Source organism: Mammaliicoccus fleurettii, assembly GCF_002018435.1.
GTDB classification, from domain to species: Bacteria; Bacillota; Bacilli; order Staphylococcales; family Staphylococcaceae; genus Mammaliicoccus; species Mammaliicoccus fleurettii.
Window position 1 is genome coordinate 1 of record NZ_MWJM01000020.1, and the last position, 26,026, is coordinate 26,026.

A 26,026-nucleotide genomic window follows, 5' to 3' on the forward strand; every position below is an offset into this window, starting at 1 on the left:
ATATATTTTGTTAATACCCTAGAAAAACCAATGGTTGATTACATCTAAAGATATTACACAAAATTATGGACTTGACTCTTCTTACGGACATTTCTCAGATTTTTGTCCCTTACAGCACCTCTTACGGACATTTCTCGGAATTATGTCCCTTACAACACCTCTTACGGACTTTTCTCAGAATTATGTCTCTTACAACCACTCTTACGGACATTTCTCAGAATTATGTCCCTTACACCACCTCTTACGGACATTTCTCGGAATTTTGTCCCTTACAACACCTCTTACGGACATTTCTCAGAATTATGTCCCTAAGACTTGTACTTCCATCTTACATTTTAAAAAACTCATATTAAATAAAAAGAATCTTTCCTATATAATAATTCTAAAGGAAAGATTCTTTATTTTTTTCTTATATAAACTACTTCCATCTAATCCTCTACATACTGGTCATTAGCTGCTTGTAATGCGAAGATATAGAATAAGACTGATATTATAATTAATGAAATGATACCGATATCCCATCCTCCTAATAAATCATGTAAAAATCCTATTAAGAATGGTCCTATTGCTGCGATAAAGTAACCGACTGATTGTCCAAATCCTGATAAGGACATACTGCCTGCGTTTGTTCTTGCTCGAATTGAAAAGAAGGTCATGCATAAGCTAAATCCTGCTCCCATTCCAAATCCTGCTATTATAATTCCAACGATTAATACTATGTATGATTGACTAAATAATAAACTAAATCCTAGTATAAACAACATACTTACTATCGTAACGAGTAATTTTTGGTTTTGCATTTTTGATGCGATTATTGGGAATATAAACGTCATTGGTACTTGTGAAAATTGATTTAACATTAATAAATAGCCTGCTGCTGTTGGTGACAATCCTTTGTCTATTAGAATGGTTGGCATCCATGCTATAACTGTATAAAATACCATTGATTGCATTGCCATTGTTAATGCTACAACCCAAGCTAATTTAGATGTAGACATTCTGACTTTCGGTCCTTGAACTTTATTTTGCATTTCTTTAGTTGCTTGTACTTCTTGTTGTTTTCCACTTTTAACTTGTGGTATCCAAAATATAATGGCTAATATAGTTAAAACAACCCAGAATGATAGTGATAATCGAAATCCTAATGGTGTTATTTCGGATAGTGGATAACTTAATCCCCCACCTAAACCGGCTGTGAAATTCATTGTTGCACTATATACGCCAGTAAATAATCCTATTTGTAATGGGAATCTCCATTTTACGTAACTTGGTAAGCATACATTTCCAAATGCGATAGCTACACCTAACAGAATTGTTCCTATTATAAATAATCCTATATCTCCTGAGACACGCAATAATAAACCTATTAAAAGTATCACTAACGCATAAAGAATGGTACTAGACATCGTTAATTTCGTAACGATTTTAGATACCATTGGCGAAACGAACCCAAACAATATTAATGGAATTGTTGTTAAAAATCCTGCTAGACTATTACTTATTTCTAAATCTGATTTAATCAATTCTATTACTGGTCCAACTGAGGTTAATGGTGCTCTTAATGTAGATGCTACAAATATCATGCCAAATAAAATCAACCATATATCTTTAAATTTATATTTCTTAATATTATTTTCCAATTTTTTCACCTCCGTGATTATCTTTTATAATTACAATACTACATGAAAATAATTGAATTAATAGATTTAAATTATTTACGTATACAAAAAGAGACTGGACAAATTAATTGTCTCAGCCTCAAACATTGTAATAACAGTATCTGACTGCTCTTTGTTGTTTAATATTTTATTTATAGATTAAAATTGTTCAGATAGAATTTTTTGCTCTAAGAAGTTAAGCATATAATCCGGGCTACCTGTCTTAGCGTCTGTTCCGGACATTTTGAAACCACCAAATGGGTGATACCCAACTACTGCTGAAGTACAACCTCTATTCAAGTATAAGTTACCAACATCATAATCTTCACATGCTTGTCTCCAATGCTCACGATTATTTGTAATAACTGCACCTGTTAAACCATAGTCAGTATCATTTGCAACTTCTAACAATTCTTCAAAGTTGTCACATTTTGTGAAGCCAACAACTGGTCCAAAAATTTCCTCTTGCATAATTTGGTCGCTAGATTTCAAATCAGAGATGATAGTTGGATGAACAAAGAATCCTTTGCTATCGTCCGTTTTACCTCCGACTTCAAGCTTACCTTCTTTACTACCAATTTCGATATAATTTTTAATTTTGTCGAATTGTTTTTGGTTAATAACAGGTCCCATATAAACATCAGAACCGCCTTCAGTATGTTTAATTGAAAGTTCTTTTGTTAATTTGATTGATTTCTCAAGAACTTCATCATAGACATCTTTATGCACTATTGCTCTAGAACAAGCTGAACACTTTTGTCCAGAGAAGCCAAATGCTGAATCTACAATTGCTTGAGCAGCTAAATCAGTATCGATATTTTCATCGACAACAATCGCATCTTTACCACCCATTTCAGCAATGACACGTTTCAAGAAGTTCTGTCCTTCTTGAACTTTAGCAGCTCTTTCAAAGATACGTGTACCTGTAGCTCTTGAACCAGTAAATGTTACAAAGTGTGTATCTTTATGATCTACTAAATAGTCTCCTATTTCTTTAGGATCACCAGGTACAAAGTTAACGACACCTTTTGGAAGTCCCGCTTCTTCTAAAATTTCAATAAGTTTGTACGCGATTAAAGGTGTATCTTCTGCTGGTTTTAACAATACAGTATTACCTGCAATAATAGGCGCAACTGTTGTACCAGTCATAATTGCAAATGGGAAGTTCCAAGGTGGAATTGTAACACCAGGTCCCATTGGTTTATAAATATATTGATTATGCTCGCCTTCTCTATCAAAGACTTGCTTACCATGAGCTAATTCCATCATAGAACGTGCATAATATTCAATGAAATCTATTCCTTCATTTGTATCTCCATCTGCTTCATTCCATGGCTTACCTGCTTCATATACCATTAAAGCAGATAGTTCATGTTTTCTTCTACGAATAATAGCAGAAACTCTAATTAGTAATTCAGCTCTTTCTTTAGGAGTCCATTTTCTCCAAGTCTTATAAGCTTCTTTAGCCGCTTCCATAGCTTGATCTACTTGTTCTTTAGAAGCTTTAGAAATTGTACCTAGTACTTGTTGATGATTAGCTGGATCTACAGATTCATATTTGTCATCTGTAAAAATTTTCTCTCCATTAATAACGAGAGGAATTTCTTTCCCAAATTCAGCTTTAACTTTTTTTAAAGCATCCTTAAAAGCCTGTTGATTCTCTTGATCTGTAAAATCTGTTGCAGGTTCATTGTGAAATTCTACTACCATCCTTCATACCTCCTAAATATATAAACCTAATAAGAGGTCAAATACCTCTTATAGAACATTTTACTATTCTATTTCCAATTTTATCAAGTAAAGGGCTTTCATAAAGAATTATATATTGAAATAAAGGTCAGATGACAGAAGTATAAAGCGTTCTAACGGGCTTGTTTTACGAGTCTTGATCGTTAGAAAAACATACTCATCTTTCTATTGCTTCATGTATTTGTTTAATGTCTTCGGGTGTTGTTTCGCAACAACCTCCTATAATTTGAACACCTTGCGCGATCCATTCTTTTGTTTTTTGAACAAGTAACGCATTCTCTCCTTTACCAATCCAAACTTTTTCAATTGGATCGAACGTTTTACCACCATTTGGGTATAAAGCGATTACTTGTGGCAATTCGAGCAATCCTTTATTAATTGCTTTCTCTACACTATTAATACTTGAACAATTAATACCGAATACGGGCACGCGCCCAATGTGTTGTACGATATACTGACATACTTTTTCAAATTCAGTACCATCTGATAAGTTACCTTCATTATCAACTGTACATGAAATCCAGAAAGTATTATGATCACTATAGTTTGGAATGATATATTCAACTATTGCTTTAATCTCATTAAAATTAGGTACTGTTTCAAATACGAAATCGTATATGCCTCTATTAATTAAAGCGTTAATACGTTCTTCGTGAAATTGTATGTATTCATCAACTGAAATTTCATATTGCCCTGTATATTCAGAACCATCACTTAAATATGCACCATAAGGACCTAAACTTCCGACTACAACTTGATCATCTGTTACAGCTTCTTTAATATTTTTTACTGCAATTTCAAATAATTGTTCTATTTCTGAAGTTTCTTTACCAATTGCTTTAAATGTAGCAAAACTTGCTTGATACGTACTCGTCAAAACGATATCAGCACCTGCATCAGTAAATGCTTGATGAGCTTGCATTACTTTATCTGGTTGATTTATAAGTACTTCACTAGACCATAACGAAGAATTCAAATCACATCCATATCCTTCTAATGTTGTCGCCAATCCTCCATCTAACACTAATGCTGTTTTCTGATTTAATTTATCTAGAAGTCTCAATATCCTGACCATCCTTTTTATGATATTTTACAAAGTAAAAAATAATAGCAATTATTGCAAATGGTATTCCAAAGTATAATGCTGGTGATTGGTTAGGATCAAAAACCATACCTACACATGAAATCAAACATAAGATAAAGCCAATTATCGGTACACTTTGATGTATTTTTAAATGTTTATTTAAGCGTTTAGCATTAAAATAAGATAAACATATGCTCATCCATACAATTACAACAGCCAATCCAGCAATTGATACAAGCACGATGTATAATGAGTCTGCTGCATAAATACTTGAGAATAATGCTAACAATCCTCCACACATACTGAATATTGTAGCGCGTATTGGCATTTGATGTTTATTTAGCTTTTTAAAATAATTTGGAAACATACCTTCATTAGACAAACTCCATACCATTCTACTTGCAGCATATAGCCCTGAATTAGCAGCAGATAATAATGCCGTAATAATTACCAAATTCATTATGTCCCCGGCATATGGAATACCCATATTTTGAAAAATAACGACAAAAGGACTTTCTAAAGATTTAGCTTGATAACTTGGAATTAAAATAGAAATAATAACCATCGTTCCTATAAAGAAAATAATAAGTCTCCATAAAGTAGCATTTATCGCTTTAGGTATGACTTCTTTAGGATTTTTAGTTTCACCTGCAGCAATTCCAATAAGTTCAGTACCACTAAAGGCATAATTGACAGCTAACATCGTTAAAAATACTGCACCTAATCCATTAGGGAAACTAGGATTCGTATATCTAGATTTAATCGTTTCTAGCCCATTATAACCACCGTATTGAATGAGCCCAAATAAAGTTAGTGCGCCTAAACCAATGAAAACAATAATAGCTAACACTTTTACTAAAGAAAAATAAAATTCAACTTCAGCATAAAACTTAGTCGACACTATGTTAAAAGCAAGTACAAGTATGATAGCAATACTTGAAAATATGTATACAGGTACATCAGGCAGCCACTTACCCATTAAAATACCAACAGCAGTAAACTCAGATCCAAGTGCCACAGTCCAAGTTAACCAATAAAACCAAGCGACGATATAGCCAATAGAAGGATGAATGTATTTAGAAGCGTATACATGAAATCCTCCTGTAACAGGATGTTCAATAGCTAATTGACCTAGACATAACATCACAAGATATACCAAAATCGCACCAACTACATAAGATAACATAGTCCCCAAAGGACCAGCTTGTTGCAAAGTATACCCAGAACTTAAAAATAAACCCGTTCCAATTACACCACCAAAACTTAATAACATGATATGACGTTGCTTCATATCCCGTTTGTACGATTGATTAGACACGATAAACCTTCTCTCTAGAATTAAAAATATCTTTAATTCTATATCTTTCGAATAATTCAGTCAACTTAAAATTTTCTGTAAATAATATATATTGGAAGAAGTTGGGATATAAGTGTCCTTAGTTACACTTCTCATACTTTGTGTGAATATAGATACCCTTGCTTACACTTCTTCTGACTTGTGTGAATATAGATAGCCTTACTTACACTTCTCTCGACTTGTGTGAATATGGACAGCCTTACTTACACTTTTTTCGACTAGTGTGAATATAGATACCCTACAACTAAGAGGAAGTGGGACATAAATAAGTTTTTTGAAAAAATGAGATAAGTTGTAGATTAAGTCGGGAGTTAATCTAAGAGTTCGACCATGTTGTAGATTAACTCAGCAGTTAATCGAAGAAATTGACCATGTTGTAGATTAACTCAGCAGTTAATCGAAGAAATTGACCAAGTTGTAGATTAAGTCAGCAGTTAATCGAAGAGTTTAGCCATGTTGTAGATTAATTAGATAGTTAATCTAAGACATCCTCAAAATCAACACCGAACAATGAAAGGCTGGGACAAATTATTTGTCCCAGCCTCTCTTCCAAAATAAATATCTACACTTAATTTTTAACTTTGTAGTGCTTTTTCCAATTTTTCTTTTATTGTTGCTTTATCGTCTTCAGTTGGATTAAATTCAAATTTTTCACCATTTATGAAGACTGAAGGCACTCCAGTAATGCCTCTTTCAAAGGTTTCTTGATGTATAGCAAGCGATCGATCATCTGCATTTTTTTGTGGGGATAAAGCGAGCTCCTGCTCCATTTTTCTTTCTATCGTCTCAAAATTCAATGTCCATTCTTCTTGTGTTCCATATAGGTGACGTATAATCTCAAATGTTTCTTCAGGGTCATTATAATCCAGATAAATATTAGCGACAGTACCTTTTAGCAGTCTTTGCTTAGTCTTATCAAAGTGTTTAATAATATATTGAACACTTCCATCATTAATATAAGGTTTTAACACTTCATCTGCTGCTGCAAAATAATGAGAACAATATGGACATGCAAAATTTATAAATACTTCTACTGTTATATTTGCTTCTTTATTTCCTACAGTTAAATGTTGAATTGTTGTCATAACGATTACCTCCTATATGTTGTTATATTAATTTAACCATTTCACCGACTATAATGCTAACGATTATATTCAGAATAGTTAAATAATTTATATTATAAAAACAAAAAAACACCTCATAACAATGTTATGAGGTGTTAAGCTAATAATTTAATATTAGTTTTTGTTAACGTTAACCGCTTGAGGTCCACGTTGGCCTTCTTCGATATCAAATGTAACTGAAGCGCCTTCGTCTAATGATTTGTAACCTTCAGTTTGGATTGATGAGAAATGTACGAATACGTCGTTACCATTTTCTCCTTCGATGAAACCATAACCTTTTTCTGCGTTAAACCATTTTACTGTACCTTTATTCATATAAAAGTCCTCCTGTGTGCTTTTGCACGATATATTTGCAATAATCAATCTTCAAACTTAAATGGACTTTCATTAACAATGAATAAAACTACCAATTAATTTAATCTCGAAATATCACTTGATACTTACTATACATTATAAGTTATAAATTGTAAAGCCTTTTGTTAAATTAAACTTTTATAACTTGCTAGTTCTTATAAGTAATACTTATCTATAACCTTTAATTCTTCTATCTAACATTGCGTATCTTCTATCATTTAAATATTCTTCTCTTAATTTTAAAAAGAAAAAGAGAAACCACATAATATAAATAACATTTCAAATTAACTGAATCAGTTCTATAATTAAATAATATATACTCAGATGACGTTAAAGCCATCTTAAATTTTTAATAAAGGGTTTGTTTACTATGATTTCAAAGTTTATTAAAGTCATCTTTCAAATATGCATCATATATTTAATCACAATATTTGGTAGCTGGATTCAGCAAATTCTAGACATTCCGATTGCTGGCAGTATTATAGGTCTTGCTACACTATTCTTGTTACTGCAGTTCAATATTATTAAAGAAGAGTGGATAAAAGATGGTGCAAACTTACTATTAAGCACAATGATCTTTTTCTTTATTCCTTCTATTGTCGGTGCAATGGATTTAGTTGAACAATTTAATTCTCAGTTTATCTTCTTAATTATTTTAGTTATAGCAAGTACTTGTATCGTTGCACTTTGTTCCGGATACGTTGCAGAAAAAATGACAAAATCTAATAGTATAGAAGAAAGTGGTGATAAATCATGATTTTAAAAACATTATTCATGATTCTTTTAACAGTCATCACGTACATATTTGCATTGTATATTCAAAAGAAATTTAAAATCGCAATTCTCCATCCAGCACTCGTTTCTTCTATTGTAATAATATTTGTACTTATTATGTTAAATTATGATTATCAAGACTATATGACTGGCGGTAAATGGATATATAACTTTTTAAACTGCACAGTTGTATGCTTAGCTTATCCTTTATACTTATATAGAAGAATGATTGTGAAACATTTCAAAGTCATTATAACTAGCGTGCTTGTCGGCATAGCTATCAATATCATATTAATATTTACAACATTGAATATTCTAGGTTATTCAAAAGAAATGATAGCATCATTATTACCTAGATCCATTACAGCTGCAGTCGGTGTTCAAGTATCACAACAAATTGGTGGAATAGACAGTTTAGCAGTACTCTTTATTATCGGGACAGGACTTATCGGAAGCATATTAGGCTCATATTTAATCAAGCTTGCTAACTTTCAAACTTCCATAGCAAAAGGACTGACATATGGAAATGCATCACATGCCATAGGAACTGCTAAAATATTAGAAACTGATATTGAGTCAGCTGCATTTAGTTCTATCGGGATGATACTAACAGCGCTTATAAGCTCAATAATCTTACCGTTATTTGTTTTATTAATCTATTAGACATTTGATGATTGCTCCTTGATGATGATTTACATATTACTTTCATTAAAGTTATATTTTGCTAAAATAAAAGAAAAAGGGGTATTCATATGACATCTCAACAACTAACACAAGAAGAACAAACAGAGCTTATTGAAACATTGAAAAAACGTTTTGAAAAATTCCCAGAACGTCATGAAAACATAGAGTGGTCTGACGTAGAAAGTCGATTACAATCTAATCCAGAACAGTTATGGTCACTTAATGAAATGGAACGAACTGAAGGAGAACCTGATGTTATTGGGTCTGAAGATGATCAATATCTTTTTGTAGATTGTTCAAAAGAAAGTCCTAAAGGTCGTAGGAGCGTATGTTATGACAGAGAAGCACTAGAATCTAGAAAGAAACATAAACCGGAAACAAGTGCTATAGATATGGTAAATGAAATGAAAGTTAGTTTACTTACTGAAGAACAATACAGACATCTTCAAACACTTGGAGAATTTGATAAAAAATCATCTAGCTGGGTAGAAACTCCAGACAAAATAAGAAACCTTGGCGGTGCTATATTCTGTGATTTACGCTACGATACAGTGTTCACCTATCACAACGGAGCTGATTCATATTATGGAGCAAGAGGTTTCCGTAGCATGCTAAAAATATAAACAAAAGCTTCCTTTACAAGTCACAATTAGTGAAAGTAAAGGAAGCTTTTTTACAATACATACCCCTCTCAACCACTCACACCCTCAATCAAACCGGTTATGCTATAACTACTGACAAAATAGAATAAAACACATACTATATAACCAAAGGAGGCAATGGCTATGAAAGATCAATTCAATGTACACTTACAAATTGACTCAACTAAAACGCTAACCGACGTCACCATTAGCACATATGAACAAGAAATTGGTAACAACCTATTAAACTATATACAACAATATGAATCACCTTCCGACAAAATAGGCATCAAAACATCTCAAGGTGTATCACTCGTTATTAAAGCTAATATTATATTTGCAGAAATATTTGATAAACAACTTAGCATTACAACAACTGAAGAAACCATCACAACTAGAATGTCACTCAATGCGTTACAGCAAACTTTACCAAGTCACAAGTTCGTGCAAATTAGTAAATCCTCCATTGTAAACATAGAACATATAACAAAAGTATCTCCATCATTTTCAGGAAACTTGTTTGGAACACTTATCAATAATAAAAAAGTAACAATATCAAGAAGATACGTTAAAAATTTAAATAAAGCATTAGGAATATAAGGAGGGAAAATTATGAATAAAATATTAAAATCTACCTTACAAGGCATTGGTATAGGAAGTAGTATCATGCTCATATTCATCGCTATATTTAACGTTACAATCGACTTTCTGGATGTCATAAGTGTTTATTTATTTGGTGCCATTTGTGGATTCTTACCAATCGTTTATGCGTTTGATAACCTACCATTACCAATTAAACTGATCATCCATTTAGGAGGAAGCGTAATAGCATTCTTTATCCTCTCAACAATAAACCATTGGGTACCACTACAACCAGAACCCTTAATTGGCGCACTTACAATATTCACACTTATCTTTCTTGTCATATGGTTCATATTCTTAATATTCAACGCTCAACAAAGTAAGAAAATTAATACAAAACTTAAAAATATGTAAGGAAACATAATACAAAACTTAAAAATATGTAAGGAAACATAATACAAAACTTAAAAATATGTAAGGAAACATAATACAAATCTAAAAATATGTATAAAAACAGGCTGAGACAAAAATTGTCTCAGCCTTCTCAGCCCTTTTTCACTCTAAAATTTCCCCAGAAAGGAAACACACAAAAATCAAAAAGTAACCTTCCTAACATTCAATTAGGATAATACTATATTAAATTAGAACTAAATTCTAATAAACGTTGTTGATCATATGAAATACTAAAAATAATTCAACCTATAATTCTTCTCAGAAATCCCTAGAGTATACCAAACTCTATGTAACCTATAAACCACCATATCCTTGAAGAAATGTACGCACTCTATTAAATTAACTGTTTATCTATATATGAGAAATTAAAAAAGAGAGTATTACTAAATCGAAGCTATTAGGAAGGAACCATTCAAATACAAAATCTATATAATCTTTTTACTACATTACAAAATCCTATTTTTCTAATACATTTACAAAATTAATAGCTAATCACATTCTTGATGATTATTTAAATACCTTGTATTATGGTAATCCTTGTCTAAATACAGGCAAATTTCGTTAATTCTACAAACACTAGCATTGAGAGAAGTTGAACTTTGCTTTAATACAAGCAAAGATTTGTTATCTACATGTTTCTTAACGGTAGCTAGAATAAATACCGAATTGAAAAACTCAGTATTATCGCTAAGAGACTCCCCATATCTCTCCTCAATACCACCTAATAAATCATTAACACTTAAATCTTCAGGAACCACATATTCTTCAGTTCTCGATACGCCACCTTTACCATCAGTGATGTATCCCTCTAAGTCACAAAGCTCTAACTTAATTACTTTATACATACATCCTCCTGTTCAAGAGTGAATTATAGGTTACACTTATATTATATATAATCCGATTTTAATGTCAACTATTTTTTATAAACTTTTTATATAATATTTTAAAGATACGTTAGATTAGACATTCTATAGATGATTTATTAGGTAACAAGTGTCTACAATTTTAAATTAATATAAGCAATTCTTTCCAACCTTTATCCTTCCCCTTACTCTCTTATCGTTTTATACTATACTCATTACATATTTTTAGGAGGTTATATTATGGCTCAACAAACGAATAGATTTAAGTGGCCGAGTTTTGTGATGGGTGCTTTGTTTTTAATTATTGGTATTGTTATTTTCAGTTTTCCGCTTGAGAATTTTTATGCTATTACGTGGTTGATTGGTTTATTCTCTGTTATTAGTGGTGTACTAGAGATTAGTTTTAGACGTGCGGGTAAGAAAATGATGGGAATACCGAATGGTTGGACGATTGTTCTTGGTGTGATTAATATTATTTTCGGTCTTGTTGTTATGTTCAATTCTGCTGAGAGTTCTGTTTTCTTAATTTATATTTTTGCGATTTGGTTTATTATTAATAATATTGTCGCTATTTTTACTGTTACGCCTATCGAGAAATCTAACAAAGGTTTTCATACTATATCTATTATTTTAAATATTGTTGGTATTTTTGCAGGTATTGTTTTATTATTCAACCCGCTTCTTGCTGCGGTATTTATTTCATTCATGATTGCTTTTATGTTTATATTGTTTGGTATATTTTATGTAATTGATGCTTTAGCTTCTTAATTTTGAATGCTATAGATACTAAAAACCCAGCATGACTTTTGTGTCTGCTGGGTTTTTAGTATGTTTATAACGACGCTATTTTAATACGCCTTTTATTCTTTGATCTGTTACGATCAGTAATACTTTTCCTTGTTTTATTTCTTCTATATATTTTTCTGCTTCTATTTCAGTTATATTAAGTATTTCTAACTTCCTTAGAAATTCATCTTCTTTATAAGAATATCCACCAATATCTTTTCTATTGTAATTGATATTTTCTAATTCTGTTTGCTCTACGATTTCTGCTGTGTGTGCTTCGTCTGATGAGAGTATATAAATGTCTTTTTGACTAATGCCTTGGTCTTTTAATGTGTTGACGTCTGTTTCTAAATCTTTTTCATTTGTATATACTTTGACTACAGGATTCATCATAATAGCCTCCATTCAATTACTCTGTTTGAGTTTTTAAATTATTATAGCGTTCTTCAGTAATATAGAAGTTACTATTTTCTATTATAAAATCAAAGATTTCTTCTTTAGTTATACCATCTGGCAATTCATATTTAATCTCAATTCTTTCTTCGTCACTTGAATCTACCTTTTTGATTTGTTCTCGTTTAACGGCTATTGCTCTTTTATTATATTTTAATTTAATATCTGCTTTCCGTTCTTCGATTAATTGTAACCTATCGATTTTGAATGCTGAGTTAATAAGTTCTTTTAATCTTTGTTCTCTTTTACGTACTGTTCTTCTTTTGTTAAAGTCTGAAATATATTTCATTCTAACTATGAGATATAAAATTACGATTATAAGTAATGCAATGATAAATAAAAGTGTACCCATCTCTCATCCCACCTTTTATGATATAAAATCATGTAGCATTTTTATTCATACGTATAAAGAGAAACTAGTTATTATTTGTTTTAATTCCCTTTATTATTTTTATTAAACTCTTGTTATTTTAATTTTCTATTTGAACATTCAGACTATTATATGTACAATGAAATTAATAATTAAATAACAGACCACTGGAAGTGCCTTATTAGAGGCTGAGACTAAAGTAGCGACTTTAGGATTCCCAGAACCTGATCCAGTTCATACTGGCGTAGGAAAGTGGCGTATCTAAAGAAGCTAATTTTTGCGCTATTTTTCTATATATGGAAAAATAGCGCTTTTTTATTTGGAGTGATTCAATTGTTTATAGCCATTTCACCGTACAAGCATTTAGTTAATGATGACTTAGATCATTATATAGAGATTTCAAATGATATTGACTTATTATTGCTTAGAGTTCCTATGAGTCGCGATTTATTATGTAACGCGATTGATTATTTGTTAACTCATGGTTTTCCTAAAGACAAAATAATGGTTCATACAGATATTTCTGTTCTTGAATTATATGACTTACACTTTATTCATTTTCGAGAAAATGACGAACAAGCTTTTTTATTTAAAGAGTCTCATCCACATATTTCAGTTAGTATGTCGACGCATTCTGTTCATAGTGTTGAACGTGCTAAACATCATCATTTAGATTTTGTATTTTTCGGACATGTCTTTGAATCATCTTCAAAAGAAGGTCTCATTCCTAAGACTGTTGATGAAATCAATATTGCAACATCGATTGATATCCCTATTTATGCTATTGGTGGTATCAATCAAGATTCACTTAAAGTACTTCCAGCAGGTTTTCAAGGAATTTGTGCAATTTCCTTTTTCAGAGATTGTAGCATTCAAGAAATAGATCATTTAAGGAAGGTGTGGCATGCATATGTATGACGTTATAATTGTCGGTTCTGGTGTAATTGGCATGTCTATTGCACGTGAGTTAATGGACAAAGCACATTTATCTATTGCAGTAATTGATCGTGATATCCCTGGTTTACATGCATCATATAAAGCAGGTGGCATGTTAGGTGCTCAAAATGAATTTGTTCAAGATACAGCTCTTTACCAACTCGCTTTACGTTCAAGAGATTATTTTAAAGCTTTAAGCCATGAATTATATAAAGAAACAAACATTAATATAGATTATCAAGAACACGGATTAATCAAAATGGCCGCTTCAGAAGAAGACGTCGAATGTTTAACAGAGCAATATCATTTTTTAAATGAGCGAGATAGATCTGTAACACCATTAAACAAAAAGGATTTAGACAATCTTTCTAAACATACAATTGAATTTAAGCATCCTGCTATATACATCCCTGATGACGGCCAGATTAATGCTTCAAAATATACAAAAGCATTATTAAAATCAATTACCAATAAAGGGATTGAACGATTATATAACACTGAAGTTAAAGCAATCAAACGTTTAAAAGATTGTTATAAAGTTCATACTTCAGATACTATTTTGCTCTCAAAAAAGGTTGTCGTAGCAGGAGGTGCATGGAGTAATAAACTATTAGAAGACTATCAAATTGAGCCGAAATTAACTGGGGTTAAAGGTGAAGTATTGTTATTAAAGAATGAACAGCTTAGTTTGAAACAAACTTTGTTTATAACGAATGGATGCTATATTGTACCTAAACGAGACAATACATTCCTAGTTGGAGCTACAAGTTATTTTGATGACTATTCAGTTGGCACTTCAGTTGAAGGAGAAAAATGGTTAATTAACCAAGCAACATCATATATACCAATATTAAAGGAAAGCAATATCATCCATAAATGGTCTGGTATTCGGCCATACACTCATAATGAATGGCCAATTATGGATGAAATAGATCATGGTCTTTTCTTAGTAACTGGACATTATAGAAATGGTATTTTACTTTCACCTATCATTGGAAAGTTACTTTCTGAATGGATTGTTAATGATCAAGCACCATCATTATTAGATGATTTTAAAGTTAAAAGGAGTGTTCAGTTATGAAATGTATGATCAATGGAGATGAATTTAATTTCGACGAAGTATTAACTTTGTCTGATTTACTCCAATCGCTAGAGTTAGATCAAGAAAGAATTATAGTTGAATGGAATGACACACTTGTAAAGAATAATCAATTTAGCAATATTCTCGTTAGAGAGTCAGATCGATTAGAACTATTAGAATTTGTCGGAGGCGGATAAAATGTTAAAAATAGGACCATATGAAATTAACTCAAGATTATTATTAGGTACAGGAAAGTTTAAAGACGAACAAACACAATCTGAAGCCATACTAGCATCTGGCACGGAAGTTCTAACCTTTGCTGTTAGACGAATGAATTTATATGATAAATCTTTACCCAATCCTTTAGCTAACGTAGACTTAGAAAAATTCATTACATTCCCTAATACAGCTGGTGCTCATACTGCCGAAGAAGCTGTGCGCATTGCTGAAATTGCGAATCATGCTGGATTATGTAATCTCATTAAAGTGGAAGTAATTGGTGATGATAAAACGTTATTGCCTGACCCAATAGAAACTTACAAAGCTTGTGAAATTTTATTAGAAAAAGGCTATATCGTATGTCCATATATTTCATGTGATGTCGTGCTAGCAAAAAGATTAGAAGCATTAGGTGTTCACGCTATTATGCCCCTCGCTTCACCAATAGGTACAGGTAGAGGAATCAATAACCCTCTTAACTTAAGATATATTATAGAACAATCAAGTATTCCTGTTATCGTCGATGCTGGTATTGGTTCTCCGAAAGATGCTTGTTATGCAATGGAATTAGGTGCAGATGCTATTTTATTAAACACTGCTATTTCTGGTGCTAAAGACCCTGTAACTATGGCTAGCGCAATGAAGTTAGGTATTGAAGCAGGACAATTAAGTTATACTGCCGGTAGAATACCTGTTAAATATACTGCACAAGCATCTAGCCCTACTGAAGGTTTAGGTTTCTTATAATGAACCGTTATGAAAGACAAATAAAGTATCAGCACTTTGGAGAACAAAGCCAAAAACAATTACAAAATATAAATATTTTAATCATGGGTGCTGGTGCTCTTGGTAGCCATGTCGCAGAATTATTAGCTCGAATGGGTGCACATAAATTATCAATCATCGACATGGATATTGTAGAACTGTCAAACATACATCGCCAAGCACTTTATGATGAGCATGATGCACAAGCAATGTTACCAAAAGTATACGCTGTAAAAGAAAAAATAAAGCAAATTAATCATAATGTTGAACTAAACGCGATTCATCAAGAAATGACATCAAATAACATTGAATACATCATTAGCGACATACAACCTGACATCATAATTGATGGAATGGATCAATTTGATATGCGTTTTTTAATCAATGAAGTGAGCCATAAATTACAGATTCCATGGATATACGGAGCAGCAGTTGGAAGCAAAGGAACTGTATATGCTATAGATTTTACTGGGCCTTGTTTGCAGTGCATCCTTAATACAGTTCCACATACTGGTGAAAGCTGTGCAATTAATGGTGTATTACCACCTGTCGTTCAACAAGTAGCAAGTTATGAAGTATCCGAATTATTACGCTTCGTTTCTGGAAATGGATTTTCTAAAAAACTGATTACGATTGATACCTTTGAAATATCTACACGCACTAGGAATATAGATGTTTTAAAAAACAACAATTGTATTGTATGTGAACAAAAAACATACCATTCTTTGAATAATTCTTATCATCCATCAATAGAATCACTTTGTGGAGATACATTCTTATTCAGATTTAAACAACATGCATTTGAATTCGCACACTATTTCCCAGGTCATATTATTAAAGAAAATGATTATGTAAAATTTATAAAGTATGCAGATATAAACATGACTTTATTTAAAGACGGTCGCATGAACGTTCATGGAATAAGCACAAAAGAAGATGCAAAGACAATGTATCAACAGTTGAATAGAAGCATAAAATAGCAATAAAAGGACAGAATTAAGAGGCTTGACAAATTAATTGTCACAGCCTCTTATCATTATATTGGCAGTAGATTGCCAGTTTTAAAATACGTTTATATCAATCTTTTTTCTGATGGTCAATTATTTCTTTTAGAACTACTGCTTGATTATTTTTTTCATCTTTCGCACTGTATAATAAGACAACCTTTTTATCGCTTTTTTTGTATATTTCTTTTAGTTCTTCTAAAGCTTCTTGTTGCTCGCCAGATTTTAGTTCTTTTTTATATTTTTCTTTAAAGGAAGAAAATTTATCTGGATCGTGATTAAACCATTTTCTTAAAGTGTCAGAAGGCGCAATTTCTTTCAGCCAATGATCAAGGTTAGCTTTATCTTTAGATATACCTCTTGGCCATACTCTATCGACTAACACTCTAATTGCTTTTTCTTCTTCACTTTCATAAATTCTTTCTATTTTACAGCTCATCAGTCATCCGCTCCTTTTTACTTTTATGACCTCTTTAACCTTGTTTTAAACCATTAAAGAAAACGCTTAATGTGATATACTATATCTCAAATGGTATGTTTAATTTAAAATAATAAAATTTAAATATGATGAACGGAGTGATTTTTTTATGACTCAATATGACAACCAGAATTTAAAAGAAAAGTACTTAAATTTATTAGCAGAAAAGTTTGACGAAGAAGAAAAAGTAGCGACTGAAATTATTAACTTACAATCTATATTAGACTTGCCTAAAGGAACTGAACATTTCGTCAGTGATTTGCACGGTGAATATCATGCTTTTCAACACGTTTTAAGAAATGGTTCGGGTAATGTTAGAGCTAAAATTCATGATATTTTTAAAGATACACATTCTGAAGAACAAATTAGTGAACTTGCTGCTTTAGTTTATTACCCAGAAGAAAAACTAAAGCTTATAAAAAATCAATTTGAAACAAAAGCTGATTTATATGACTGGTACGTTGAAACAATCCAACAAATGATTCACCTTATTTCATATGCTTCAAGTAAGTATACGCGTTCTAAATTACGTAAAGCTTTACCAAAACAATTTGTATACATAATCGAAGAACTTTTATATAAAAGTAATGTCTATAATAACAAGACTACTTATTATGAAACAATCGTTCAAAAAATCAACTCTCTTGGACAGTCAGATAAACTCATTACCGGTTTAGCATATACCATACAACAACTTGTTGTAGACCACTTACATGTAGTTGGTGATATTTATGACCGTGGCCCAGAACCTGATAAAATTATGGAAACACTGATTAACTATCATTCAGTTGATATTCAATGGGGTAACCATGATGTACTTTGGATTGGTGCTTATGCAGGCTCTAAAGTATGTTTAGCAAATATATTAAGAATATGCGCACGTTACGATAATCTAGATATAATTGAAGATGCCTATGGTATAAACTTGCGTCCATTAGTCAATTTAGCAGAAAAATATTATGGAGATAATCCTGCTTTTTATCCAAAACAACACGCAGAAAAAAAACTATCTGAAGATGAAAAATTACAAATCACTAAAATTCATCAAGCAATCGCTATTATTCAATTTAAATTAGAAAGCCCAATTATTAAACGCAGACCTTCTTTTGATATGGAAGAAAGATTAGTCCTAGAAAAAGTAGATTACGATAAACAAGAGATTACAGTATATGGTCATACTTACCCACTTGAAAATACATGCTTTGAAACAATTAATCGTGCAAACCCAGCAGAATTAATTGAAGAAGAAGAAGAAGTCATTAATAAATTACTACTCTCCGTTCAAGAATCAGAGAAACTCAAACGTCATATGAATTTCTTAATGAAAAAAGGAGATTTATATTTAAAATATAACGGTAATTTATTGATCCATGGTTGTATACCGGTAGATGAACACGGCAACATGGAAGAAATGGAAATTGACGGCAAGATGTATAATGGACGAGAATTACTTGATCAGTTCGAATATCATATTAGAGAGTCATTTAGCCATAAAAACGAAACAGATGATTTATCTACAGATTTAATCTGGTATTTATGGACAGGTAAATATTCTTCTCTATTTGGGAAGCGTGCCATGACTACATTCGAAAGATATTTCATAAAAGATAAAGCTTCACATAAAGAAGAAAAAAATCCATATTACTATTTAAGAGAAGACAGTGAAATGTGCCGTAAAATGTTGGAAGAATTCAACTTGGACCCAGAACAAGGTCGTATTATAAACGGACATACACCTGTAAAAGAAATAGATGGAGAAAATCCAATTAAAGCAAACGGTAAAATGATTGTCATTGATGGTGGATTTTCAAAAGCATACCAATCAACAACAGGTATCGCTGGCTATACATTACTTTATAACTCATTCGGAATGCAACTTGTAGCTCACAAACACTTTGGTACAAAAGAAAATGTACTACTAAACGGTGCTGACGAACTATCCGTACGACGTGTCGTAGATGAAGAACTCGAAAGAAAAAAAGTTCGCGATACTAATATCGGAGCTAAGTTACAAGAAGAAATCAATATGTTACAAGAACTTATGTCATATCGATATATAGATTAAAAAGAAACCCGTGAGAGCCACGATAACTACTGGCTCTCACGGGTTTTGCTATATTAAGGATGATATGGATTGTGGATTTGAGTTTGGATTTGGATCTAAATCGCACGATATCTTTGGAGTCTTCGTGCAATTCATCCGGATTCAACCTTTTTTACCTAGCATATATTCCTGATACTTCATAAATCCACTAACTATAATTTCTTTTTATTTTCTTATGCCAAGTCTTTGTGAAGCATTGTACGCCATCATTATATGCTACTAGCTTGTTGTATAAATAATAATAGTCTACATCACAAGTCATTGTACTATATGTTTCTACTTCGGTATCAATATCATCATCTTTAACGATTACTTTCCAATCGCATTGTACTTTTGCTGTGAGGGGATCGCCTTCTGTAATTGTATATAAATTCAGATTCTCGGTGCCATATGTGATATTACTTTCTTTCAATGTTCTTAAACCTTCATCTGAATAATCTCTTAATACCCATTCATTTGTTGTTAATCGCTTCGTTATATCTCTCGTTCTTGAACCTTCTCTATGGATAATTTTTTCTAATGGTTGTGCTGTTTCTGATAATTGATAGTTTAATTGAACTTCTTCAAAATTGTCCACTAATGGCAATTCCAAATGCGAATATTCTAAGTCTACTACGATGTTTGCTACTTCTCTACTTGGCCAAATTTGTGGCCAATATGCAGGTGCGATAGATATTTCTATTGTATGTCCTGCTGGTATTTGATAACCAATAACATCTAACGGCACTTCAACATTTATAAACTCATTCACCGGTAAGTTTTCAGGTGTTTCATGACTCTTATAATGATTTAAATTAAGTTGACCCATTGTAACGAGTGTCTTGTGACCGTCTGGATGTACGTCTGTAATACGAACATGGATATTACCAAATTTAATATCAGATTTCAGATGTAACTTTGCTACTGGTTGTCCTATTATATTCAAAGTTTCACCAAATGTATCCAACATAAATGAACTAGCTAAAGCATTATCAATAGTTTGATCATCCGGTAAATCTCCTTCTTGCCCAAAAGGACAAAATACGCCTGAATATAATCCATGTTGCTGATTATTTTTTAATGAAATTACTCTAGTCATACTACTTAATAGATCTTTCTTAGTCGTTTTTTCTTTCAACAAATCAAACCATTTACCTTCTCTATAATCATATGATGTTTTAGGTTCTACGCTGTCTTGCAAATATACTAAAAATTCATCTTGATGATCTTTAGTTGAATCTAGTTGCATCCATTTATCTAACCATGCAACGACTTCTTGTAAATAACCAAATTGAGGACCAGGAATTGCAACATCTGGAAATTCGTGTGCCCACGGTCCAATTATACCTTTTTTCGGTACATTTAAATTTTCCATTAAGCGAAATACAGCATTTGTATAACCATCTGCCCAACCACTCATCGTTAATACTGGAATCTTAATATCAGAATAATCTTCGTTAATTGAACCATGTTTCCAATAATCATCTCTTGTTTGATGACTTACCCATTCTTCAACAAACGGCGGTGTCTGTTCCAGACGTTCTAACCAATTTTCATACCATTTATCCCCAAAATATTTAGGAAAAGCAGGTCTCGCATTATAAGCAAACATTGTTGAAGCCCACCAGAGCATATCTGATGCCATCAAAGTACCACCTTTATAGTGCACATCATCAGCATAACGATCATCAGTCGAGCATAAAGATATAATCGTCTTTAATGCTTCTGGTTGTCTAGCAGCTACTTGCAAACCATTAAATCCACCCCACGATTTACCAATCATTGCTACAGAACCATTTGACCATTGTTGTGATGTAATCCAATTTATAATATCTATGGCATCATCTTGTTCTTGCAATGGATATTCATCTTCAATAATACCTTCAGAGTCACCCGTACCTCTTATATCTACTCGAATTGCTGTATAACCAAAGCCAGCAAAATATTTATGTCTAATTTCATCTCTTAAAGCTGTGAATTCATCTTTTCTATACGGTAAATATTCCAAAACAGCTCCCTTAGTCTTGTCATTCGTCTTAGGTTTCCATATTTTAGCTGATAACCTAGTCCCATCAGACATTGTTATCCAAGTATGATGAATCACTTCGATTTCATATGGAAATTGTGTTCGTTCTGTTATTTTATTATAATCTACATCAAAAACACCCATGTAAAATCCCCCTCTAACAATCTATTACTATTCATTATACAGATTTACATTAAAATAGCCTGAACAGACACTTTCATCTGCGCAGGCTTAAATTTATTAAGGACATTTTTCTAAAATCTATCCATTACACTTTATCCGTTCTGTAATAAATACATTTTATGATAGATTCCATTTTCTTTAATTAATTCATCGTGTGTACCACGTTCTACTATTTCACCTTTATTAAGAACGAGTATTTGATCGGCATCTTGTATTGTAGAGAGCCTATGTGCAATTGCCAATGTCGTTCTACCTTTACGCATTTTTTCTAATGATAATTGAATTTGAGCTTCTGTTTCAGAATCTATATTAGCTGTCGCTTCATCAAGAATTAATATTTTAGGGTCACTTGCAATTGTTCTCGCAAATGCTAACAATTGTCTTTCTCCACTTGAAAATGCACTTCCCTTTTCAATTACTTGATGGTCATATTTCCCAGGTAATTTATTAATGAATTGATCTGCATTTACAAACTCAGCCGCTTCTCTTACTTTCTCAAAAGTCATTGTAGGGTGATACAGTTTTATATTTGAAGTGATTGTTCCATAAAATATAAAAGCATCTTGTAGTACTAGCCCGATATTATGTTTCAAGTCATTTTTAGGTATCTCTTTAATCGATTGATTATCAATTAAAATCTCGCCTTGATTATATTCATAGAATCTCATAAATAAATTTATGATTGAACTTTTTCCAGAGCCAGTATGACCAACGAGTGCAACTGTTTCTCCTGGATTTGCAGTAAATGATATATTTTTTAATACATCATTTTTACCATCATAACTAAATGTAATATTTTTAAATTCAACTTTCCCTTCACTTATATGATAGTTTTTATTTTCTAATTGTTTCGGTTCGACCATATCATTGTCGATAAGTTTAAATACTCGGCTCGCTGATACAAGTGCTTGTTGGAATACGTTTAAATTTTGACTGACTTGATTAATTGGTTCAAAGAAACTTTCCATGTATTGTACAAAAGCAAATACAACACCAGCTGTTACTGCACCAGAAAAACTCAATATACCGAAATAACTTAGTATCATAATGACAGCAAAGACTGAAATCATACTAATTGCTGGTCTTAACAAAAGCCCATCAATTTTAACTGTCTTCATATTAAAATCATAGTGTTCATCATTAATATCATTAAATTCACTTTGCAATCTCTTCTCTTGATTAAACACTTGAATAATGCGCATACCCTCAATAGATTCTGCAAGCTTTGCATTTAAATCAGATAAAAGTTGTCTTGCTTGTGAAAAATATATAGCTGAATATTTTCTGTAAAGTGCTAATATCAAGATAATAATCGGCACAAATACAAGTGCCATTAATGCAAGTTTAAAATCTAAAATAAACATCATGACATAACTTGAAATGACCATAAAGATTGCCATTAAAAATGATGCAAATACACCGATGAACATTTCGACGATGGCTTCAGTATCGTTAGTTAATCTAGATACGATGCTGCCTCCAGGTTCCTTGTCATAATAACGCATACCTAGTTGACCGATTTTATCAAATGCATCTATTCTCAATTGCTGTATCACTTTAAATGCTAAATATTGAAAAAGATAAACATTCCAATAAGTTGCAACAGCACCAACTATTTGTGTAATAAAGAATACTGTTATTAATAAAGCTATATCATTTTCAGGAAATACTTGAGGTGTTAAATAGTCATCGATAAATATTTTCACTAAATAAGGTGTAGCAATGCTTGCTACCGTTGAAATCGTCAACATTAAAAAAGCTAGCGCTATAATACCTTTAAAGGGGAATGTATATTTAATCAATCTTTTAAGTACTACAAATTGATCTTTAGCAGTTAAATTATGATTTTGTGCCATTGCTGTCATCCCCTTTCGCTAACTCATCCAGACTACTCGCAATTTCTTCATGTAAAGCTTGAGCTTGGTATGTTTCATAATACCAGCCTTTAATACTCATCAACTCTTGATGTGTCCCTCTTTCAATGATTGTGCCTTCATCCATAACAACAATCATATCCGCATGACTAACAGCACTCATTCGATGAGCTGTAATAATATTTGTCTTGCCTTGTCTTACACGCTGCATATTTTCTAAAATATGTTCTTCAGTCTCGGCATCTACTGCTGATAATGAATCGTCTAAAATCAATACTGGAGGATTCATAATTAATGCACGTGCAATAGAAATTCTTTGTTTTTGACCGCCTGATAAAGAGACCCCTCTTTCTCCAACAACCGTATCGTAGCCTTCAGGAAAACTTAAAATATCTTCATGAATATAGCTTGTTTTGCTCGCATTATAGATGATTTTATTTTCTAATGAAGGGTCACTAAATGCAATGTTATTACGAATTGATGTAGAGAATAAGAAATGATCTTGTGGCACATATCCAAATTGAGCTCTTAAGCTGCTAATATCAAAATGTCGTAATGGTTGGTCGCCATATTTAATTTCATTCGCTCGTTCTGTATCAAATTCACGTAATAATAATCTGATAAGCGCGCTTTTTCCTGAGCCCGTTCTGCCGACAATACCAATAGTAGAACCTTTAGATATTGTAAATTGAACGTTGCTCAAAGCTATACTTTCATCATTTGGAAAGCTGAAGTTTTTAAGATTAAACTGAATGTCACCTTCAGGGATATTATGAGTTTCAACTTCAGTATTAACTTCATTTTTCACATTAATTATTTCATTAATACGCTCATATGAGGCATGACCTCTTTGAACAATATTAAAAAATAAACCCAATGCTAAAAGTGGCCAAACCATCATTCCCAAATACGTTGTAAATGTAACGAGTTGCCCAATCGTTATATCATCATTAATGACCATTCTTGCACCAAAGAAAATAGCTAAAAAGTAACTGACACCAATAACAGCCATAATAGTTGGATCGAATAATGCATCAATTTTAGAGACTTTTAAATTTTTATTTACAACATCATCACTTAAGCTTTTAAAATCAGCTTGATCATTCTTTTCATATCCAAATGTCTTTGTAACTTTTATACCAGCAATACTTTCTTGTGTCTTATCATTCAATTGACTAAATGCAGCTTGTGCTTTTTTAAATCCGCGGTTCAATAACTTACCATAATAGCTCGTTAATATAATCATAATTGGTAAAGGTATCATTACAATCAAAGTTAAACGCCAATCAACTGTAATTGCCATCGTAATCAATACAGCACCGCCAGACATCAATGAATCCGCAATTGTTAACACACCGCCACCAGCAGTATTCTGAACTGCCCTTATATCATTTGTAGCATGAGCCATCAAATCTCCAGTACGACGCTCTTGGAAAAATGAAGGACTCATCGAAGTATATTTATGGTAAAGTCGAGACCTTAATATCTTGCCCAACCTCATACTCGCTCCAAATATCATAATGCGCCAAAAATAGCGAAATGCATATGTAAGAACTGCCGCAAAAAACAGAATAATGACATAAATCAAAAGTGTCTTTCCCGTTAAAGAATTAAAAGTGATACCATCAATAACACGCCCAATAATTTGTGGGGGCAATAAATCAATTAAAGCTACTATTAATAATATTAATATACCGATAATATAGTTTTTTCGTTCTTTTTTAATAAACCACCCTAATTTTGCAAATACCTTCAAAGTTAATCACCCTCCCCTTTATATCTGTACTTTAAAATTTTAGCACAAAAGGATAAGTAAATACTTAAAAAGATTGAATTTTGTTACTTTTCTAATAAATTCATACTAATGGCGTATATAGAGTAAGAAGAATGAAGAATATTTGGGTGTTGGAAGGTAGGCTATTTATCATGTTTGGCCTGTCTTGATAAATTCAGCCGCTCTATTTATCATGTTTGCCTTGTCTTGATAAATTCAGCCGCTCTATTTATCATGTTTGCCTCGTCTTGATAAGTTCAGCCGCTCTATTTATCATGTTTGGCCTGTCTTGCAATATTCAGCCGCTCTATTTATAATGTTTGCCTCATCTTGCAATATTCAGCCGCTCTATTTATCATGTTTGCCTTGTCTTGCAATATTCAACTGTTCTATTTATCATGTTTGCCTTGTCTTGCAATATTCAACTGTTCTATTTATCATGTTTGCCTCGTCTTGCAATATTCAGCCGCTCTATTTATCATGTTTGCCTCATCTTGCAATATTCAGCCGCTCTATTTATCATGTTTGCCTTGTCTTGCAATATTCAGCCGCTCTATGTTGCTAGTCGACCCTGTCTTGCAATATTCAGTCGCTCTATTTATCATGTTGGACCTGTCTTGATAAATTCACGGACTCTATTTATCAAGTCATCTGTCATTTCTATCAAAAAA

25 protein-coding genes and 1 riboswitch are annotated in these 26,026 nt (G+C 32.1%); of the genes, 12 read left to right on the plus strand and 13 right to left on the minus strand.

The window, feature by feature from the left end:
* Positions 1-428: 428 nt before the first annotated feature.
* From B2G86_RS11850 to B2G86_RS11875, 6 genes are all read right to left on the minus strand, one after another.
* Positions 429-1,640, minus strand: coding sequence for a CynX/NimT family MFS transporter (locus tag B2G86_RS11850; protein WP_198931343.1), 1,212 nt, complete (start codon positions 1,638-1,640; stop codon positions 429-431).
* Positions 1,641-1,817: 177 nt separating this feature from the next.
* On the minus strand, positions 1,818-3,368 hold the full coding sequence (gene pruA, locus B2G86_RS11855; protein WP_078358396.1) for an L-glutamate gamma-semialdehyde dehydrogenase: 1,551 nt from the start codon (positions 3,366-3,368) through the stop codon (positions 1,818-1,820).
* Positions 3,369-3,564: 196 nt separating this feature from the next.
* Entirely contained in the window at positions 3,565-4,470 is a 906-nt protein-coding gene (gene mmuM, locus B2G86_RS11860) for a homocysteine S-methyltransferase (RefSeq protein WP_078358397.1), read from the minus strand.
* Positions 4,454-5,782, minus strand: coding sequence for an amino acid permease (locus B2G86_RS11865; RefSeq protein WP_078358398.1), 1,329 nt, complete (start codon positions 5,780-5,782; stop codon positions 4,454-4,456). The genes mmuM and B2G86_RS11865 overlap by 17 nt, the downstream gene beginning before the upstream one ends.
* Positions 5,783-6,423: 641 nt before the next feature.
* Complete coding sequence (locus B2G86_RS11870) at positions 6,424-6,933, minus strand: thioredoxin domain-containing protein (protein ID WP_078358399.1); 510 nt, start codon at positions 6,931-6,933, stop codon at positions 6,424-6,426.
* A 153-nt stretch (positions 6,934-7,086) separates the two neighbouring features.
* Complete coding sequence (locus tag B2G86_RS11875; protein ID WP_016913015.1) at positions 7,087-7,287, minus strand: cold-shock protein; 201 nt, start codon at positions 7,285-7,287, stop codon at positions 7,087-7,089.
* A gap of 409 nt (positions 7,288-7,696) precedes the next feature.
* Here B2G86_RS11875 and B2G86_RS11880 point away from each other — a divergent pair, with 409 nt between their 5' ends.
* The 5 genes from B2G86_RS11880 (at position 7,697) to B2G86_RS11900 (ending at position 10,421) form a co-directional block, all read left to right on the plus strand.
* On the plus strand, positions 7,697-8,083 hold the full coding sequence (locus B2G86_RS11880) for a CidA/LrgA family protein (RefSeq protein ID WP_078358400.1): 387 nt from the start codon (positions 7,697-7,699) through the stop codon (positions 8,081-8,083).
* Positions 8,080-8,763, plus strand: a complete 684-nt coding sequence (locus B2G86_RS11885) for an LrgB family protein (RefSeq protein ID WP_078358401.1) — start codon at positions 8,080-8,082, stop codon at positions 8,761-8,763. Before B2G86_RS11880 ends, B2G86_RS11885 begins: the two co-directional genes overlap by 4 nt.
* An 89-nt stretch (positions 8,764-8,852) precedes the next feature.
* Positions 8,853-9,407 carry a DUF4256 domain-containing protein gene (locus tag B2G86_RS11890; protein ID WP_174221861.1) on the plus strand — a complete coding sequence of 185 codons (555 nt, stop codon included), beginning with the start codon at positions 8,853-8,855 and terminating at the stop codon, positions 9,405-9,407.
* 162 nt (positions 9,408-9,569) lie between these two features.
* Positions 9,570-10,025 carry a LytTR family DNA-binding domain-containing protein gene (locus B2G86_RS11895; protein WP_158079039.1) on the plus strand — a complete coding sequence of 152 codons (456 nt, stop codon included), beginning with the start codon at positions 9,570-9,572 and terminating at the stop codon, positions 10,023-10,025.
* Between the two features lie 12 nt (positions 10,026-10,037).
* The gene (locus tag B2G86_RS11900; RefSeq protein WP_078358404.1) at positions 10,038-10,421 is read left to right on the plus strand and encodes a DUF3021 domain-containing protein; all 384 of its coding nucleotides are present in this window, start codon (positions 10,038-10,040) and stop codon (positions 10,419-10,421) included.
* Between the two features lie 527 nt (positions 10,422-10,948).
* Here B2G86_RS11900 and B2G86_RS11905 read toward each other — a convergent pair.
* Positions 10,949-11,305 carry a hypothetical protein gene (locus B2G86_RS11905; protein WP_078358405.1) on the minus strand — a complete coding sequence of 119 codons (357 nt, stop codon included), beginning with the start codon at positions 11,303-11,305 and terminating at the stop codon, positions 10,949-10,951.
* A 258-nt stretch (positions 11,306-11,563) separates the two neighbouring features.
* On the opposite strand from B2G86_RS11905, the gene B2G86_RS11910 reads away from it, so the two are divergent.
* Positions 11,564-12,091 (plus strand): HdeD family acid-resistance protein, encoded by a 528-nt coding sequence (locus B2G86_RS11910; RefSeq protein WP_078358406.1) that lies wholly within the window; start codon positions 11,564-11,566, stop codon positions 12,089-12,091.
* Positions 12,092-12,166: 75 nt separating this feature from the next.
* Here B2G86_RS11910 and B2G86_RS11915 read toward each other — a convergent pair whose 3' ends face one another.
* Positions 12,167-12,499, minus strand: coding sequence for a YflT domain-containing protein (locus B2G86_RS11915; RefSeq protein ID WP_078358407.1), 333 nt, complete (start codon positions 12,497-12,499; stop codon positions 12,167-12,169).
* Between the two features lie 19 nt (positions 12,500-12,518).
* Positions 12,519-12,914 carry a hypothetical protein gene (locus B2G86_RS11920; protein WP_078358408.1) on the minus strand — a complete coding sequence of 132 codons (396 nt, stop codon included), beginning with the start codon at positions 12,912-12,914 and terminating at the stop codon, positions 12,519-12,521.
* Positions 12,915-13,091: 177 nt separating this feature from the next.
* A riboswitch (TPP riboswitch) is annotated at positions 13,092-13,200 on the plus strand.
* Between the two features lie 56 nt (positions 13,201-13,256).
* Here B2G86_RS11920 and B2G86_RS11925 point away from each other — a divergent pair.
* From B2G86_RS11925 to B2G86_RS11945, 5 genes are read left to right on the plus strand one after another with little or no spacing between them, the layout of a single operon-like run.
* Positions 13,257-13,850: a thiamine phosphate synthase gene (locus B2G86_RS11925; protein ID WP_078358419.1), complete on the plus strand. Its 594-nt coding sequence runs from the start codon at positions 13,257-13,259 to the stop codon at positions 13,848-13,850.
* Complete coding sequence (thiO, locus tag B2G86_RS11930; RefSeq protein WP_078358418.1) at positions 13,843-14,949, plus strand: glycine oxidase ThiO; 1,107 nt, start codon at positions 13,843-13,845, stop codon at positions 14,947-14,949. The genes B2G86_RS11925 and thiO overlap by 8 nt, the downstream gene beginning before the upstream one ends.
* Positions 14,946-15,146, plus strand: coding sequence for a sulfur carrier protein ThiS (thiS, locus tag B2G86_RS11935; protein WP_078358409.1), 201 nt, complete (start codon positions 14,946-14,948; stop codon positions 15,144-15,146). Before thiO ends, thiS begins: the two co-directional genes overlap by 4 nt.
* 1 nt (position 15,147) lies before the next feature.
* A complete protein-coding gene (locus B2G86_RS11940; protein ID WP_078358410.1) occupies positions 15,148-15,915 on the plus strand; it encodes a thiazole synthase in 768 nt (255 codons plus the stop codon).
* Positions 15,915-16,913, plus strand: coding sequence for a ThiF family adenylyltransferase (locus B2G86_RS11945; RefSeq protein ID WP_078358411.1), 999 nt, complete (start codon positions 15,915-15,917; stop codon positions 16,911-16,913). Before B2G86_RS11940 ends, B2G86_RS11945 begins: the two co-directional genes overlap by 1 nt.
* A 97-nt stretch (positions 16,914-17,010) precedes the next feature.
* Here the strand turns inward: B2G86_RS11945 and B2G86_RS11950 are convergent, their stop codons facing one another.
* Positions 17,011-17,376 carry a DUF488 domain-containing protein gene (locus tag B2G86_RS11950; protein ID WP_078358412.1) on the minus strand — a complete coding sequence of 122 codons (366 nt, stop codon included), beginning with the start codon at positions 17,374-17,376 and terminating at the stop codon, positions 17,011-17,013.
* Between the two features lie 148 nt (positions 17,377-17,524).
* Between B2G86_RS11950 and B2G86_RS11955 the strand changes: the two genes are divergently transcribed.
* Positions 17,525-19,480, plus strand: coding sequence for a fructose-1,6-bisphosphatase (locus B2G86_RS11955; RefSeq protein ID WP_078358413.1), 1,956 nt, complete (start codon positions 17,525-17,527; stop codon positions 19,478-19,480).
* A gap of 187 nt (positions 19,481-19,667) precedes the next feature.
* On the opposite strand, the gene B2G86_RS11960 is transcribed toward B2G86_RS11955, so the two are convergent.
* From B2G86_RS11960 to B2G86_RS11970, 3 genes are all read right to left on the minus strand, one after another.
* Positions 19,668-21,668 carry a CocE/NonD family hydrolase gene (locus B2G86_RS11960; RefSeq protein ID WP_078358414.1) on the minus strand — a complete coding sequence of 667 codons (2,001 nt, stop codon included), beginning with the start codon at positions 21,666-21,668 and terminating at the stop codon, positions 19,668-19,670.
* 131 nt (positions 21,669-21,799) lie between these two features.
* Positions 21,800-23,563, minus strand: coding sequence for an ABC transporter ATP-binding protein (locus B2G86_RS11965; RefSeq protein ID WP_078358415.1), 1,764 nt, complete (start codon positions 23,561-23,563; stop codon positions 21,800-21,802).
* Positions 23,547-25,337: an ABC transporter ATP-binding protein gene (locus tag B2G86_RS11970; RefSeq protein WP_078358416.1), complete on the minus strand. Its 1,791-nt coding sequence runs from the start codon at positions 25,335-25,337 to the stop codon at positions 23,547-23,549. Before B2G86_RS11970 ends, B2G86_RS11965 begins: the two co-directional genes overlap by 17 nt.
* Between the last annotated feature and the right edge of the window lie 689 nt (positions 25,338-26,026).

What these genes read in the sequence shown, in the direction of transcription:
- pruA (WP_078358396.1), bottom strand. Translation starts at nt 3,368, where the DNA reads ATGGTAGTAGAATTTCACAATGAACCTGCAACAGATTTTACAGATCAA.
- B2G86_RS11865 (WP_078358398.1), bottom strand. Translation starts at nt 5,782, where the DNA reads ATGAAGCAACGTCATATCATGTTATTAAGTTTTGGTGGTGTAATTGGA.
- B2G86_RS11870 (WP_078358399.1), bottom strand. Translation starts at nt 6,933, where the DNA reads ATGACAACAATTCAACATTTAACTGTAGGAAATAAAGAAGCAAATATA.
- B2G86_RS11875 (WP_016913015.1), bottom strand. Translation starts at nt 7,287, where the DNA reads ATGAATAAAGGTACAGTAAAATGGTTTAACGCAGAAAAAGGTTATGGT.
- B2G86_RS11880 (WP_078358400.1), top strand. Translation starts at nt 7,697, where the DNA reads ATGATTTCAAAGTTTATTAAAGTCATCTTTCAAATATGCATCATATAT.
- B2G86_RS11885 (WP_078358401.1), top strand. Translation starts at nt 8,080, where the DNA reads ATGATTTTAAAAACATTATTCATGATTCTTTTAACAGTCATCACGTAC.
- B2G86_RS11890 (WP_174221861.1), top strand. Translation starts at nt 8,853, where the DNA reads ATGACATCTCAACAACTAACACAAGAAGAACAAACAGAGCTTATTGAA.
- B2G86_RS11895 (WP_158079039.1), top strand. Translation starts at nt 9,570, where the DNA reads ATGAAAGATCAATTCAATGTACACTTACAAATTGACTCAACTAAAACG.
- B2G86_RS11900 (WP_078358404.1), top strand. Translation starts at nt 10,038, where the DNA reads ATGAATAAAATATTAAAATCTACCTTACAAGGCATTGGTATAGGAAGT.
- B2G86_RS11905 (WP_078358405.1), bottom strand. Translation starts at nt 11,305, where the DNA reads ATGTATAAAGTAATTAAGTTAGAGCTTTGTGACTTAGAGGGATACATC.
- B2G86_RS11910 (WP_078358406.1), top strand. Translation starts at nt 11,564, where the DNA reads ATGGCTCAACAAACGAATAGATTTAAGTGGCCGAGTTTTGTGATGGGT.
- B2G86_RS11915 (WP_078358407.1), bottom strand. Translation starts at nt 12,499, where the DNA reads ATGAATCCTGTAGTCAAAGTATATACAAATGAAAAAGATTTAGAAACA.
- B2G86_RS11920 (WP_078358408.1), bottom strand. Translation starts at nt 12,914, where the DNA reads ATGGGTACACTTTTATTTATCATTGCATTACTTATAATCGTAATTTTA.
- thiO (WP_078358418.1), top strand. Translation starts at nt 13,843, where the DNA reads ATGTATGACGTTATAATTGTCGGTTCTGGTGTAATTGGCATGTCTATT.
- thiS (WP_078358409.1), top strand. Translation starts at nt 14,946, where the DNA reads ATGAAATGTATGATCAATGGAGATGAATTTAATTTCGACGAAGTATTA.
- B2G86_RS11940 (WP_078358410.1), top strand. Translation starts at nt 15,148, where the DNA reads ATGTTAAAAATAGGACCATATGAAATTAACTCAAGATTATTATTAGGT.
- B2G86_RS11945 (WP_078358411.1), top strand. Translation starts at nt 15,915, where the DNA reads ATGAACCGTTATGAAAGACAAATAAAGTATCAGCACTTTGGAGAACAA.
- B2G86_RS11950 (WP_078358412.1), bottom strand. Translation starts at nt 17,376, where the DNA reads ATGAGCTGTAAAATAGAAAGAATTTATGAAAGTGAAGAAGAAAAAGCA.
- B2G86_RS11955 (WP_078358413.1), top strand. Translation starts at nt 17,525, where the DNA reads ATGACTCAATATGACAACCAGAATTTAAAAGAAAAGTACTTAAATTTA.
- B2G86_RS11960 (WP_078358414.1), bottom strand. Translation starts at nt 21,668, where the DNA reads ATGGGTGTTTTTGATGTAGATTATAATAAAATAACAGAACGAACACAA.
- B2G86_RS11965 (WP_078358415.1), bottom strand. Translation starts at nt 23,563, where the DNA reads ATGGCACAAAATCATAATTTAACTGCTAAAGATCAATTTGTAGTACTT.